We start from the raw sequence: 14173 nt of genomic DNA, 5'->3' as shown, positions 1-14173 counted from the left end.
CTGAAATAATTATAGTATCTCTACATAAACTGAGTGCTACTTAAATTTTTCAATCAAGCATTTTTTTAATGTTCATTAAATTGAGTAATCCAAAATTTTTGCGACGAGCTGGTATTGTTAGGAACGGGAGCCACTACAATGGTCTGTACCAACGAGGGCTTGAAGGGACCAGCGGCTGTTGCCCATTGATACGTTATTTTAAATTTCCATGAATTTTTGCTTTGTGCTTCTTTTTTTATTGTATAAGAGGTAATCCATGGACTAGAAACCCCTGAAACCCAATAAGGCCAACGATCTTTATATTTATTTTTTAATCGATTAGAAAACAGCATAAATTGTACAGCACCATTGCGATCTTTATTGGCTTTTGCAAATAAAATGGCAACTTCATCTACTTTTTGTGGTGCTAAGGCTTTTTCCAACATGGAAATTCGCGCGGCGTCTGATTCCAATTGGGACACGGTTTCAGTAATACTATAGGCCGAAAAAGAAAATAAAATGATGCAACAGCTCAATACGACGCATGATTTTGATATTTTCATATTTTTCTCTGAGTTTTCAAGTTAACCTGTTATTCTATCGCTAATTATTCATAAATGTCATGGTTTATCTCCTTTTTCCGCATAAAGGACTACATTAATTGATGTCTTACGCCAAAGATAGATTTGACCACCTTTACAGTCATAGATACACTTAACAAGAGAGTACAAAGTATAAGCTCCAATTATGACGAAACTATTCACCTCACAACTTCATCCTCCTACTTCATTTACTGAGGCTGCCTTTTGGTTCATTTTCCATGGAGAAGAGCTTCTGTTGAAAAACAACTCTATCCCTCGTTTTTTTAGCACCAATGAACTTCCTCTTATAAGCGAACGTGAAATTTATTTAGGAGTTTATGGGACTATTCCTTGTTTTTCTGTAGAAATTGATCAAAAACCCACAGTTTTACCCCCTGGTATGGAGTTTCAACATGTGCGTCAATCTCATGAAATTCTAGAGGATGATGAGTTGTTTCGATTGATTACTCGCGCAAAACAATTATTGCATTGGGACAAAAGTACTCAATTTTGTGGATATTGTGGTCATAAAACCCAAGCGAGTACTACAGAGCGAGCCAAAATATGTCCCACATGTCAGTCATTAATTTTTCCCCAAATTGCTCCGGTTATGATGGTATTAATTTGGCGAGACGATGAAATCTTACTTGCACGCTCTCCCCACTTTTTACCTGGAGTCTACAGTATCTTAGCTGGTTATGTGGAACCAGGAGAAATGCTGGAGCATACGGTGGTACGTGAAGTAAAGGAAGAAGTAGGGCTCACAATTAAAAACTTACGTTATTTTTCTTCTCAACCTTGGCCTTTTCAAAGTAATTTAATGCTGGGGTTTATTGCTGAATACAGTCATGGGGAGATTCAAATAGATGCCATTGAAATTGAAGATGCTCAATGGTTTTCTATAAAAAAATTACCTCAACTACCAAAGCCTATAAGCCTCTCACGACAAATGATTGATCAATATTTAGCAATGCATCGATAACTGTATTTGAAATAACACTTATTTTATAGTGTATTTCATTAAAAGTTTATGCAATCAATCTAGCCAATCATAGATGATTAGGTTAAAGTAGGATGCTCCGTTAATTTTTCACCTAAAGGAATAAGACGATGAAAATTTTAATAAAATCACTTCTTTGTACTGTCTTTTTGAGCAATATTGCCTTTGCTGATGACCTATCACAATTTAATACACAAATCCAAAATCAGATGAAACAAATGCAAACTCAACAACAACAGCAGGTGCAACAACTCAATACTCAGCTGCAAGCGCAAATTAAAAAAGTGCAGGCTGATTTACAACAACAAATACAAACAATGAATACTCAATTACAAAATCAAATAAAAACGACACAAAGCCAATTACAAACACAAATTCAAACTGTAAATAGCCAAGTACAACAATTACAAAAAAAATAAAGTAATACTTATTCCTTAATTCCCGCAAAAAGCGGGAATTCTTGGTCCCTCACATTTTCTAACTTACCTTCAGCAAAAACTAAATTCCGGGTATATACTTAATAAAGAATGGGCTTATACAAAGCTGCATCCAATTAATTTGTATGCTGTAAGGGAATGAGGGAATATGGCAAGACGACAGGAAATAGACTATCAAAAAGTTGCCACAGCCGCAGAAAAAGTTAAAAAGCAAGGTCGAGATCCTTCACTTCTTAATGTATGCGAAGAGTTAGGAATTATTGCGCCAACACCAAACCTTTCTTCGCTACTTGAAAAGTGGTATCACACTCAACCTGAGTTTCAACGCTCTATTAATGTGCCACTTTCAGAGAACATTAATATTAAGGCCCATGATATTCTTGAAAAAAATCTAGAATTAGAAAAGTCTTTATCTCTATTACGAGCTACTCTTGAATCTACTGCTGATGGCATCATGATGGTCAATGGGCAAGGACAAGTCGTAGATTGGAATCAAAAATTTGTAGAAATGTGGCGCATTCCTTCTCATATGCTGGAATCAGGAACAGAAAGTATTGGATTTGAATATATCTTACAGCAATTAAGTGATCCAGAAACAGTCATTGCTGATGTAAAGTACCTGTATGAAAACCCAGAATGGCAAGGAGAACTTCCTGTTTTACACTTTAAAGATGGACGAATTTTTGAACGATTTACGCAACCACAGCGAATTGGTGCTGAAATTGTAGGGCGAGTGTATAGCTTTAGAGATATCACTCAGAAATTGCTGGAAGAAGATGAACTGCGTGTTAGAGAGCGGGCTATTGAAGCAAGTACACTTGGTGTAGCGATCTTTGACATATCCAAACGCAGCATGCCTATTATTTATGTGAATAAGGCCTTTGAACGGATTACTGGATATAGTGAAAGACAAATATTAGGACAAAATTTTTCTTTTCTTCATAGTAGTCAAGTAGAACATGTAAGTCATAAACGACTTAATTTTGCCATAAAAGAATTACGTGAGGAAACAGTAGAAATTGAATGTTTTAAGCGAAACGGAGAGGTATTTTGGGCTGAAGTAAGCGTAGCCCCAGTTAGAGATTCATTCGATAATGTCAAACATTATATCTGTATTCTTAACGATGTTACTCAACGTCGGGAAATGGAACAACAATTGATTCAACAGGCAACTCATGACTCACTCACTGAACTACCCAATCGAGTGTTATTAATAGACCGTGTGGATCAAGCAATTTTACAAGCCAAAAAAAAAGGATCGATTCTAGCTTTTTTATTCTTGGATTTAGATCATTTTAAAATGACTAATGATACTTTAGGTCATAGTATTGGTGATAGACTCTTACAAGCGGTCTCCAATCGTTTACTTATTGCCACTAATGATTTTGATACAATATGTCGCTTAGGTGGGGACGAATTTGTTATTTTATTACAAGATATTGTTACAGAGCAGCAAGCGCAACAAAAAGCGGAAGAAATTTTAAGATCGATCGCAAACCCTATTCGAATTGATCAACATAACTTAAAAATAACAGGGAGTATAGGTATCAGTTATTATCCTAAAGATGGAGATGATTACGAATCTTTAATGAAAAATGCTGATCTATCTATGTATCATGCAAAAGACAGTGGTCGCAATACCTATCGTAGTTATGATAAAGAAATGAACATGCGCGTCATTAATCGCATGCAGCTTGATAATGCTTTACGTGATTCCTTAAAAAGGAATGAGTTTCATTTGCTTTATCAACCTCTTATCAACTTAGCAACTAATAAAATTATTGGCTTTGAAGCATTATTGCGATGGCATAGCCATATTTTAGGGGATGTTTCTCCCAGTGAATTTATTAGTATGGCTGAAGAAAACGGTTTAATTCTAGATATAGGTTTATGGGTCTTGAAAGAGGCGTGCAAACAATTAGTCAGTTGGCATCATCAAGGATATAGCCATTTAACGATGGCAGTAAATATTTCTGGTCGCCAATTTCGTCAGGCTCATTTATCGGAAATCATTGAAAAAACGCTTCTCGAAACGGGTTTATCTGCCAAGTATCTTGAGTTGGAGCTTACTGAAAGCTTGCTTGTTGATAACGTCAAACATGCTGTTGAAACGATGTATGAATTAAAAGACATGGGCGCAAAGCTTGTCATCGATGACTTTGGAACGGGCTATTCCAGTTTATCTTATCTGAAACAATTTCCCGTTGATAGATTGAAAATTGATCGATCTTTCATTAATGAATTAGTAAATCGTGAAAATGATGCCGCAATTACTCGAGCAATTATCAATCTCGGCCATAGTTTGAATTTGGAAGTATTAGCAGAAGGAGTGGAAACAGAGTTGCAGCTTGAATTCATCACCCAACATGGATGTGATTACGCACAAGGATATTATTTCACTACCCCTCAAAAAGCAGAAGAATTACAAAACTTTATCATTCAACATATTTGATTTTCCCCAATTTTCTTACTTTTTCAAAGTCGGTATGATTTTTGCTTATAAAAATGAAGACGCAACTTTTATGAGTATTTTCTATAGAGAAATAAATAAATCACTGTAATAAAACCATATCCTAGGAGCAATGCAGCACCCCCGGTAATTTTGTGCTGGAAATTATTTTGGGGCGTGTTGCACTATACCCAGGCTTACGCTTAGCCCAAGGAGATTGGCATGAGAGAAGTTACTATTATTGGTTCAGGTTTGGCTGGAACTTTACTGGCACTTTATTTGGCAAAAAGAGGATACAAACTTGAAATATTTGATTCAAGACCCGATCTGCGTTCAATGAAAACGGATGATGGGCGCTCGATTAATCTCGCTCTTTCATGCCGTGGCATTACGGGTCTAGCAGGAGTTGGTATTCTACCCAAGGTAGAACAACTCATGGTTCCTATGCATGGAAGAGCAATTCATGAACTTAATGGAGAAATTAAACTTCAATCTTTTGGCAGACACCAAAACGAATACATTAATGCCATTCAAAGAAACGAATTAAATAAGTTATTACTTAATGAAGCCGAAAAATTTCCTTCAGTTCATTTTCATTTTAATACGAAGCTAACTGAATTAGATTTGGAACGAAAAATTGCCGTTTTTGAATTAAAAAATCATACGATCTTAAAACGAAATTATTCTTGTTTAATTGGAGCAGACGGAGCAAATTCCTGGGTTCGTGAACAATTAAAAACAAAAGGCGTCATTAAAGCATCGCGTACGTTTTTGCCCTATGGTTATAAAGAGCTCTCTATTGGGGAGCCTAGACAAACTCATTTAATTCATGAACATTTACACTTATGGCCTAGAGATGCTTTCTTATTATTAGGTAATCCAAATCTTAATCAATCCATCACCGGTTCTTTATTTTTACCTTGTGAGGGTAAAAATAGTTTCGCTGAATTAGACAGTGAATTAAAAATTAATACTTTTTTTAAAAAATCATTTCCTGATGCATTTCCCGAAATGCCTAAGTTATTGGAGGAGTTCACAAGACATCCTACTGGAAATATGAGTACTATTAAATGTGATCCTTGGTATTACCAAGATCAATGTTTGCTTATAGGTGATGCTGCACATGGTGTTGTTCCTTTTTTTGGTCAAGGGATGAATAGTGCCTTTGAAGATTGTCGTATTTTAAATGATCTTTTAGATCAATATAAAGATGACTGGAAAAAAGTAATGCCTGCATTTTATAAATCCAGAAAAGTAAATACTGATGCGGTTGCGCAAATGTCAATGGACAATTTCCATGAAATTCAAACAGACATTAGAGATAAGCGATTTAACTTAAAAAAACAATTGGAACAGGAGCTGATGCATCGCTACCCTAAGCATTATGTTTCAAAACATGTATTGGTTATGTTTACTAATACACCTTATGCGGAAGCCCAAGCTCATGGAGAATTACAAATGCAATTTTTAAATTCAATATGTGACAAGGTGGAGAAGATCGAAGATATTAACTGGAACCAAGTGGAGAATGAATTGAAACAATATGACAAAAAATTGACTAAAATAAATTAATTTTTCAAATTAAATAGAAAATTCAAGGGGATTGCTTTGTCAAAATTTTGACATAGGGAGATTTTTTTTGTCATTTTATCCGTTTCAGAGGTTTAATTTTGTAAAAAATAAAGCATAAATGGCACTTTATGAGTGATTTATTAGAAATAAAGAATAAAAAAGTTGGTATGCAAGATGCATTAGTAATAATGTCCAACAAATTATTTCGCATGGAGATGTATTATGAAAACCATACAAGATTATATTGATTCCAAACAACAAGAATTTATGAATCATCCATTTTTTACAATACTGGAACAATTGAAAAGTTTAGAAGAGTTAAGCTATTTTGTCCCTGAACTCACTTTCTGGGCAATGACTTTCCAAGATATTTTAAGAATAAATGAAGAGCGTGTGAGCGATCCTTACTTGAAAAAAGTAGCTCGTCACCACAGGCTCGAAGATGCTGGCCATGAAAAATGGTTTCTGCATGACAAAAAATATATGGGAGCAGTCACTATAGAACCATCATGTGATACTAATGATGTCAGTTGGCTTTACAGTAAAGAAAGTCAATTAACTCGCGATGCTGCTTACGCTATTTTAGCTGAAGTTTATAAAGCAAATGATGAAATTTTAAATATTGTTCTCCTTTTAACAATTGAATCATCTGGTCATGTTTTCTTTGAAAAAGTATCAAAACAAATGAAAAAAACAGGACATGACAAGAACTTGAAATATTTCTCTACCTCACATCTAGAAGTAGAAATGGCACATGCCTTATTTGAGGAAGAAATGGAACGCTCCTTGTTTTCAAGACAAGTACCTATTCATACAAGACGTGAAGCATTAAAAATGGTTGACCGTTGTTACGATGCATTTAACGCTATGTTTGATGGATTGATTATTGCTTGTAATCGAAGACTCGAATTGGCCAAACAAAGGAATTATCAAGATGCTGCAAACAAAGAACAAGTGGAATTTATTTCAGATAAAGCTGTGTAATCAAAAATTAGGACAAGCGCTGCTCAATGATGAGCAGACGCTTGCTTCATTTTGTGAAGATTTTGGTAAGCTCACTCACTCTAATCCTATAGCCGTCTTTGAACCCGAAACAACAGAGGCCGCCCAATTATTAATCCAATATGCCCATGCAAATAAATTACCTGTGACCCTGCGTGGGTATGGAATGAGTCAATCTGGACAATCTCTTGCAGTACCTGGAGGTTTAATTCTTAACATGAAACACTTTGACTCCATAGCAGAAGTAAACCCCTATTCCATATGGGTTGAAGCGAATACTTCTTGGAGCACTCTATTAGAAAAAACATTGCAGCAATCATTAATTCCTTATGTAGTACCTAATAATTGCAATTTGTCTGTTGGCGGGGTGATTTCTGCCGGAGGTATAGGCGCTTCTTCATTTAAATATGGAAGTGTGACTGCACATGTCAACGCATTGGAAATTATACAAGCAAATGGAGAGTTGATTCAGATTGATAGCCAATCTGCGCTAATGCAAGCCTGCTTAGGAGGACAAGGACGTTTTGGCCTTATTACTCAAGCATGTATTGCGTTAAGATCATGTTGCAAATTCGTCAGAACTTTTTTTTTGGTTTATCTCGATAAAGAAAGCTGGCTTAATGATTTACATTTATGTAGAACGAAAGCAGATTTTGTAGAATCCTTTTGCACACCCGCAATACAGGGCGCAAAATTATCAGAAAAAGGTCGTCTACCCTTTGCTCAATGGCTGTATGCGCTACACGTATCTATAGAATATGATGACGTTGTTCCAGATTACCGTAATTTAGGATTACGTCCCTGGCGTTTATTACATACTCAAGATGAACCGATGCACTCCTATTTACATCGCCATGATTCACGCTTTAGTACGATGAGAGCAACTGGGCAATGGGACTTACAACATCCGTGGTATGAATGCTTTATACCTGGTTCACAATTAGAGAGTTTGGAGGAGTTGCTGGAGACCTTACCCATACACTATGCCCCTGTAGTCCATATTGCATCTGTCGCTCCAGTTTCTCCGGCAGGTTTTTTACAACTTCCTAAAAGTAATGATATTTTTGCTTTAATGATCTTAAATCCGGGCTTGCCCACAGCATTCATTCCTAGTTGTTTGCAAACCATTAAATATTTGGACTCAATCTTTTTGCCTAATGGAGGTAAACGTTATCTTTCGGGGTACTTAGGGGAATCCCCCAAAAAACAATTTTGGAAAAATCATTTTGAAGAACGATACGAAGATTGGATTGGCTTAAAAAAGCATTATGATCCGCAAAATATTTTTTGTTCTTTTTTGCACCGTTATTAAAAGTTGGCCTGCAATAGCATACTCATTTTTGTAAGCCATGCCTAAGCCTCCAAAATTGAGAGATCTTCCCAAAAAGTTCCATTTTACACTTAAGCTCGTTCGGGCTGAGGAAGCGCAAAGCGCTGTCTCGAAGTCTTAAGAGAAGCATCCCAAGCCTTCGAGACGGGGCATTATGCCCCTCCTCAGGCTGAACGGCTTTAAATAGTGATTGGCCTCCTTTTTAAATTTCGTGGAGATAGAGCACGTCTCGAACCGAGATATCCCCAAAAAATTAAAACTAAAAGATTATTTTTCTCGGTTCTCCCCTTGGGTCGTTCGGGCTGAGGAAGCGCAAAGCGCTGTCTCGAAGCCTTAAGAGAAGCATCCCAAGCCTTCGAGACGGGGCATTATGTCCCTCCTTAGGCTGAACGGCTCTAAATAATAACTGGATCTTCATTTTTACGAACCATCCCTAAGCATCCAGAATTGAGAGATCCTCCCAAAAAGATCCATTTTACACTTAAGATCCTTCGGGGTGAGGAAGCTCAAAGCGCTGTCTCGAAGTCTTAACAGAAGCATATCAAGCCTTCGAGACGGCGCATTATGCCCCTCCTCAGGCTGAACGGCTTTAAATAGTGATTGGCCTCCTTTTTAAATTTCGTGGAGATAGAGCACGTCTCGAACTGAGATATCCCCACAAAATTAAAACTAAAAGATTATTTTTCTCGGTTCTCCCCTTGGGTCGTTCGGGCTGAGGAAGCGCAAAGCGCTGTCTCGAAGCCTTAAGAGAAGCATCCCAAGCCTTCGAGACGGGGCATTATGTCCCTCCTTAGGCTGAACGGCTCTAAATAATGACTGGCTCCTCATTTTTTGCAAGCTATCCCTAAGCATCCAGAATTGAGAGCTCCCCCCAAAAAGATCCATTTTACACTTAAGATCGTTCGGGCTGAGGAAGCGCAAAGCGCTGTCGCTAAGCCTTAAGAGAAGCATCGCAACCCTTCGAGGCAGGCTGAATAGCTTTAAATAATGACTAGATCCTCATTTTAAATTTTGGGGGGATATCTCAGAGTCAGAACGTTCTCACATTGAGGATTTGAGCTGGATTGCTTCACTTCGTTCACGATGACAACGGATTTTTATCCTGACATTGACATACACCGTGAACGAGTAAGCTTTATGTAATACTATTTGCTTACGTTAATAGCCAGAAAGTCTTTAAAAAAACTTAAAAACAATCTTTGTTGCTATTTACATTCTAGCCACAAAACCTTCAACAGATTCATCGTTATGGAAACGAACTATATCTTGTTTTGCAAAGCCCTGAACAGCGGTAATAACAGGTCTGGTGATCAAGCTTAGCGCAGATTTGAGGAAGCTTGCGACAGAAAGAACAAAGCTTGCAGCGGAAAGTAATAATAAGTTTGCTGCATTTTCTTTGTGATCTTCACCATCTTTTTTTGCTAAGTTAAAATGAATTGCTAATGCGTGAGCACCTTCCCATGCTGCAGCGGCCAATGAGGCAATAGAAAGAATCATTCCCATTGCAGGTAGTGCAGTTGCCCCAACAACTTCATCCATATAATCATGGCCATCGCGTAGTCTTTCAAAGATGTTTAAGCGTTTTAAAGCTTCATCACTAATTAAATTTAATTGCTCTTCCAGCGTCTTTGTTTTTTGCATTTTTTCCCAGGCTTCTTTAATTTCCTGTTCTAGATAATTAAGATGATCCGAATAATTTTGGAAAAAATTCTTTTTAGGATTAGGTGTTTTTGACTTTTTGAAAAACTCGGGCATATCTCTCTCCATTTTTGGATAACTCGAAATAAGTTATCTCATTAAGACAAAAGAACAACGATTATACACTAAGGTTTTATTTTAGTCGCCAATGTAATAATAAATTGTTAAAAAATCACTTAAGTTTTTAATATCCATAACCATTTTTGGCATGTATCGAGGGCATTTTCATGCAGCTCATGCTTACCTTAGATTTTCCTCAAAATTTTTTAATCTAGTGACTTAGAATCAGCGCATAAAATAGGCAACTTAGAGTAAATTGTCAACAGGTACTGTTAGGGAGAGTAATTTTCAATTAAAGTGTATTCTGCTAATTTGGAAACGATTATTTCTGAATTGATCAGAGAATGAAAATGCTTGCGGATCAACGCCGCAATATGAGCCACCAATCGATGAGAAGACATCACAGAGAGATGACCGTGTCTATCTAAAATGGTTAACGAATTTGGATGCTTTTTAACATATTCCTGAATAAATCCGGATTCTCCAGGCACAATAGCATCTTCCGTCGCGATGAAAAAATGATAGTTACTTAATGAATTATCTATTATTTTTTTCTTTAATTGGATCAGAAAATTACTGTCAATTTCCATTTCCCTTATTGAATCGGAAAACCAAGACAATGGTTTTATCGCAAGATAAGAGCCATTAAATGGCGTACCCACTGTCATGATGAGAGGTACTTCAATGCCGGCTTGTTGCGCCAAAAATTCTGCAAAATAAGAAGCAACCAATCCTCCTCGGGAATGAGCAATCAAAATGACTCGTTTATGCTGGTTTGCCTTTATTTTCTCCCTGAGTTGCTCTGCAAAAAATACAATACTTTTTCCCTGATACCGTTGATCAAAAGAAAGCAGATTTAAGGTGGAAATTTCATTAGGAAGTCCAGCGCGAATCAAACGATCTGCAACAAGTTGAAATGCTGAGGATTGATCGGCTGTACCATGAATAAAGTAAACTGCGGTTTCTCCATCTGGATTTTGATCCTTCTTATAGGAAGGATTCTGATATGTTTGGTCTCCTGAGGGGGACGTTAGCCAATAGTAGGTATGAGCGAACATACCTGTAGTTGCGATTGGTTGTTGTGCTTTTGCAGTGTTGAGGACGCTTTTTAGCATATTTAAATTCCTTTTTATTGGAATACCAAACTTCATTTTTGGTATTTAGAGTGCAAATGGAAATAATATGAATTATTCATTGCTCACTATGAGGATAATTTGTTCTGTCTATTTGTCAATTTTAAATCTTATAATATTGTTATTTGATATTGTCAGGAGGTGTTGTCTGCCAATATTAAATAACAATGTTTTTCCGTTGCTAAGGTGGTACATATTTTTTTAAAGGATTAGCCTCTATAATTTAGATATGAATATTTCTATTTATCAAGGATAAAGTATGTGTCGTTTGGTAGCATACATGGGACATAAATTGCTGCTGGAAGATGTCTTAGTGAAACCCTCAAATTCACTGATTATGCAAAGTTTACATGCCAAGGAGTCTCATGTTAGAACTAATGGTGATGGTTTTGGGCTGGGGTGGTATGTTCCTCACTTGGGAAAAACCCCGGGGCTTTTTACCTCAATATCTCCAGCATGGAATGATAGAAACCTCCTTAACCTATGCCGTAAAATTGAATCCCCATGTTTTTTTGCGCACGTTAGGTCTGCAAGTGCAGGTGGAGTAACAACTTATAATTGTCACCCATTTGTTCATGGGGAGTGGATGTTCATGCATAATGGGACTATACATGATTTTATTTTGCTCAAACGACATCTGCGCCATCTATTAGATGATGATATTTATCATTGGATACAAGGAGAAACGGACTCTGAACATCTTTTTGCTCTGTTTTTGCAATTAGCTAAGAATAGGGATCTCTCTCAAATAAAGGAAGTAGCGGCTGTATTTATGGAAACCCTAAAAATAATTAATGGTTTAAGCAAACAATATAGTAGTAATGCAGGACCATCTTATTTTAATGTTTGTTTAACTAATGGTAAGAGCATGCTTGTTTCTCGCTATTGTAATTCAAAACGTCACAAACCAGATAGCCTTCATTATCTTACTGAGAGTTCATTAATACGTCATGCTCAACGTCCGGGGTTAAAAAAAATTAAAAATTACCCTATGGCTCTGGTTGCTTCAGAGCGGTTATCGGCATTTAATTCCGAATGGTTTGATGTACCCGCCAATCACTTTATGTTAGTAGAAAATTATGAAACAAATTTTATAGTGATTTCCTAGACAGTCAGAGCTTAAGAAATAATTTTTACTTTAGATCTAAAAATAATCAATTACAGTTTGCCTGAGTAGCTCGATAATAGTCTATTTTTTAAACATATTGGAATGAATGAACTCTATCTTATTCAATTTTACTTAATAATTAGTTAATTTTTTTAGCATATAATTTATCTTCATGATTTTTTTTAATCAAAAAGATTAAATATTTTACATTAAAGTGAGTATGAATATTATGAGAGAACACTTCGAAAAGAAAGGTAAAAATAAATACACGTCTAATTCTATCTCCTCAAAAAATGCGGATATCTGTACTTGTGCCTTATGTATGAAAAGTAAATTATCCTCTGAAGTAGTAAGAGAGCATTTACATGGTTTGCAGTCTACTATGGTCGATCGACGAAACCCAGATATTCCAGGAAGCAAACCGCTAATGAAAGCTGCAAAAGCTCATGCTATTCTTAAAGCAGGTACAGAAATCAATATGTTGGATGCGACTGGAATAAGTGAAACTGATTTACCTTCTTCTACAGGTTCGATTCAGATAACTCCTCCACAAGAGTTAACCATTAAGGCTACTTGGAAAAATAAAAACCAGGAGCAAGGCCTAAGCGGGCGTAATGCCAGTGTTTTTGGCAGTTTGGGAGTATTGACCATCCCACCTGACATTAAAGTGATGAATATTCCTAAAATGAATGCACTGGCTGTGCCTGCAGCATTTTTAGCTAAATACGGTGCGGAGCTTATTCCCCTAGAAAAATCATTTACTCTCGATGCTGTAACGGACAAATCTTTAGAAAATCTTTATTTAGTGGAATATCAATGGGACGCAGATTATATTCAAGACTATGTGATGAATCAAAGAGGGGGCGGTGGATTATTTGTAGAAACTCATCCCTTTCCTCATGTTTTTACACCACTCTCTCCTGAGTGTAGTGGTGCATTGATATTGGGAGTTGAGCGTGAGGATGGGGCATTTGATTTTGCCGCTTTTGAAATACCATTTGGTTATACTATGAAAATTGGTAGTAATGTAATTCATGGCGATTCATTCTTTGTTGGACCTTATGCAATCGCATTAACTGAAACTGAATTAGCTGATTCAGTTCTTTTAAAGCAAGACACACCAGCTCGTGATATACAACGAGTCGCTCAAATTCCTACTAAAACATATTCCCTTCCTTTGTTTGAAGAAAATAGGTTAGCTTCTCAGGTAAATCATAAAATGATGGTTGATAAAATTCGTCATGAAGGGGCTTTTGGAAAAGATATAGGCTTTTTTAAACAGTTGCCTAAAGATGTATTAAGTAAGGTTCGTGATTTATCAGAAGATTCTCAGGAGGCTTATGATCAACGTTTTGGCTTGGTTGTTTCTAAACCTAAGTAATTTTCTTAAACGAACTTTATCTCATAAAGCTTGTTTCTAGCGAAGGTGAAGAGGTGACGGGATCAAGTTCTACATAAAACAGTTCGATATAAAAAATTAACTTATTTTTTATATCGAATTTGCGTGACTGTTTATTATCTCATTGAATATCCAGCTTCATCTGTATTAGCGAGGCAATTTTTCAGATGAAGAATAGCATTATCCAGAACTTTCATTGCTGACTTATTTTCTCCATCTCCTTTTCTACCACTTTGATGACCGCTATAAGATTTTACTCCAGAAAAAGATTGTAAATTATTAATAATTTCCGTCAAATTATGTCCATAACTTTTACTAATTTGTTTGGCGGAGTCTTTTCTATAGACGCATATATTATCCCAAAGATTCTCTGTCTTTGCTCTCAAACTACTATCTTTTTTTGCAAACATATTTAGTCCTAAAAA

The 14173-nt window shown here is 36.4% G+C and carries 12 protein-coding genes; 8 read left to right on the top strand and 4 right to left on the bottom strand.

Annotated elements, in window-relative coordinates; genetic code table 11:
* Nucleotides 1–65: 65 nt before the first annotated feature.
* Nucleotides 66–542, bottom strand: coding sequence for a hypothetical protein (locus tag DYH34_RS15170; RefSeq protein ID WP_058464930.1), 477 nt, complete (start codon nt 540–542; stop codon nt 66–68).
* Between the two features lie 184 nt (nt 543–726).
* Between DYH34_RS15170 and nudC the strand changes: the two genes are divergently transcribed.
* From nudC to DYH34_RS15140, 6 genes are all read left to right on the top strand, one after another.
* Nucleotides 727–1542: an NAD(+) diphosphatase gene (gene nudC, locus DYH34_RS15165; protein WP_058464931.1), complete on the top strand. Its 816-nt coding sequence runs from the start codon at nt 727–729 to the stop codon at nt 1540–1542.
* Nucleotides 1543–1670: 128 nt separating this feature from the next.
* Entirely contained in the window at nt 1671–1979 is a 309-nt protein-coding gene (locus DYH34_RS15160; RefSeq protein ID WP_058464932.1) for a hypothetical protein, read from the top strand.
* Between the two features lie 166 nt (nt 1980–2145).
* Nucleotides 2146–4449, top strand: coding sequence for a bifunctional diguanylate cyclase/phosphodiesterase (locus DYH34_RS15155; RefSeq protein WP_058464933.1), 2304 nt, complete (start codon nt 2146–2148; stop codon nt 4447–4449).
* A 219-nt stretch (nt 4450–4668) separates the two neighbouring features.
* The gene (locus tag DYH34_RS15150; RefSeq protein ID WP_058464934.1) at nt 4669–6018 is read left to right on the top strand and encodes an FAD-dependent oxidoreductase; all 1350 of its coding nucleotides are present in this window, start codon (nt 4669–4671) and stop codon (nt 6016–6018) included.
* 222 nt (nt 6019–6240) lie between these two features.
* Nucleotides 6241–7002 (top strand): hypothetical protein, encoded by a 762-nt coding sequence (locus DYH34_RS15145; RefSeq protein WP_058464935.1) that lies wholly within the window; start codon nt 6241–6243, stop codon nt 7000–7002.
* Entirely contained in the window at nt 6953–8332 is a 1380-nt protein-coding gene (locus DYH34_RS15140) for an FAD-binding oxidoreductase (protein WP_058464936.1), read from the top strand. The genes DYH34_RS15145 and DYH34_RS15140 overlap by 50 nt, the downstream gene beginning before the upstream one ends.
* 1227 nt (nt 8333–9559) lie before the next feature.
* On the opposite strand, the gene DYH34_RS15130 is transcribed toward DYH34_RS15140, so the two are convergent.
* Complete coding sequence (locus tag DYH34_RS15130) at nt 9560–10105, bottom strand: hypothetical protein (protein ID WP_058464938.1); 546 nt, start codon at nt 10103–10105, stop codon at nt 9560–9562.
* A 275-nt stretch (nt 10106–10380) separates the two neighbouring features.
* Complete coding sequence (locus DYH34_RS15125; protein WP_058464939.1) at nt 10381–11223, bottom strand: alpha/beta hydrolase; 843 nt, start codon at nt 11221–11223, stop codon at nt 10381–10383.
* A gap of 277 nt (nt 11224–11500) precedes the next feature.
* Here DYH34_RS15125 and DYH34_RS15120 point away from each other — a divergent pair, with 277 nt between their 5' ends.
* A complete protein-coding gene (locus DYH34_RS15120; protein WP_058464940.1) occupies nt 11501–12349 on the top strand; it encodes a class II glutamine amidotransferase in 849 nt (282 codons plus the stop codon).
* 229 nt (nt 12350–12578) lie between these two features.
* Complete coding sequence (locus DYH34_RS15115) at nt 12579–13730, top strand: hypothetical protein (RefSeq protein WP_058464941.1); 1152 nt, start codon at nt 12579–12581, stop codon at nt 13728–13730.
* 134 nt (nt 13731–13864) lie between these two features.
* On the opposite strand, the gene DYH34_RS15110 is transcribed toward DYH34_RS15115, so the two are convergent.
* Nucleotides 13865–14158 carry a hypothetical protein gene (locus tag DYH34_RS15110; RefSeq protein ID WP_058464942.1) on the bottom strand — a complete coding sequence of 98 codons (294 nt, stop codon included), beginning with the start codon at nt 14156–14158 and terminating at the stop codon, nt 13865–13867.
* Nucleotides 14159–14173 lie beyond the last annotated feature (15 nt).

It is taken from the genome of Legionella cincinnatiensis, from assembly GCF_900452415.1.
Classification (GTDB): Bacteria; Pseudomonadota; Gammaproteobacteria; order Legionellales; family Legionellaceae; genus Legionella; species Legionella cincinnatiensis.
Note: the sequence above shows the minus strand (reverse complement) of the source record. Positions and strands in the feature narration are given on the sequence as shown.

Bases quoted from the DNA above. Each gene is read 5' to 3' on its own strand.
- DYH34_RS15170 (WP_058464930.1), bottom strand. From the start codon at position 542: ATGAAAATATCAAAATCATGCGTCGTATTGAGCTGTTGCATCATTTTA.
- nudC (WP_058464931.1), top strand. From the start codon at position 727: ATGACGAAACTATTCACCTCACAACTTCATCCTCCTACTTCATTTACT.
- DYH34_RS15160 (WP_058464932.1), top strand. From the start codon at position 1,671: ATGAAAATTTTAATAAAATCACTTCTTTGTACTGTCTTTTTGAGCAAT.
- DYH34_RS15155 (WP_058464933.1), top strand. From the start codon at position 2,146: ATGGCAAGACGACAGGAAATAGACTATCAAAAAGTTGCCACAGCCGCA.
- DYH34_RS15150 (WP_058464934.1), top strand. From the start codon at position 4,669: ATGAGAGAAGTTACTATTATTGGTTCAGGTTTGGCTGGAACTTTACTG.
- DYH34_RS15145 (WP_058464935.1), top strand. From the start codon at position 6,241: ATGAAAACCATACAAGATTATATTGATTCCAAACAACAAGAATTTATG.
- DYH34_RS15140 (WP_058464936.1), top strand. From the start codon at position 6,953: ATGCTGCAAACAAAGAACAAGTGGAATTTATTTCAGATAAAGCTGTGT.
- DYH34_RS15130 (WP_058464938.1), bottom strand. From the start codon at position 10,105: ATGCCCGAGTTTTTCAAAAAGTCAAAAACACCTAATCCTAAAAAGAAT.
- DYH34_RS15125 (WP_058464939.1), bottom strand. From the start codon at position 11,223: ATGCTAAAAAGCGTCCTCAACACTGCAAAAGCACAACAACCAATCGCA.
- DYH34_RS15120 (WP_058464940.1), top strand. From the start codon at position 11,501: ATGTGTCGTTTGGTAGCATACATGGGACATAAATTGCTGCTGGAAGAT.
- DYH34_RS15115 (WP_058464941.1), top strand. From the start codon at position 12,579: ATGAGAGAACACTTCGAAAAGAAAGGTAAAAATAAATACACGTCTAAT.
- DYH34_RS15110 (WP_058464942.1), bottom strand. From the start codon at position 14,158: ATGTTTGCAAAAAAAGATAGTAGTTTGAGAGCAAAGACAGAGAATCTT.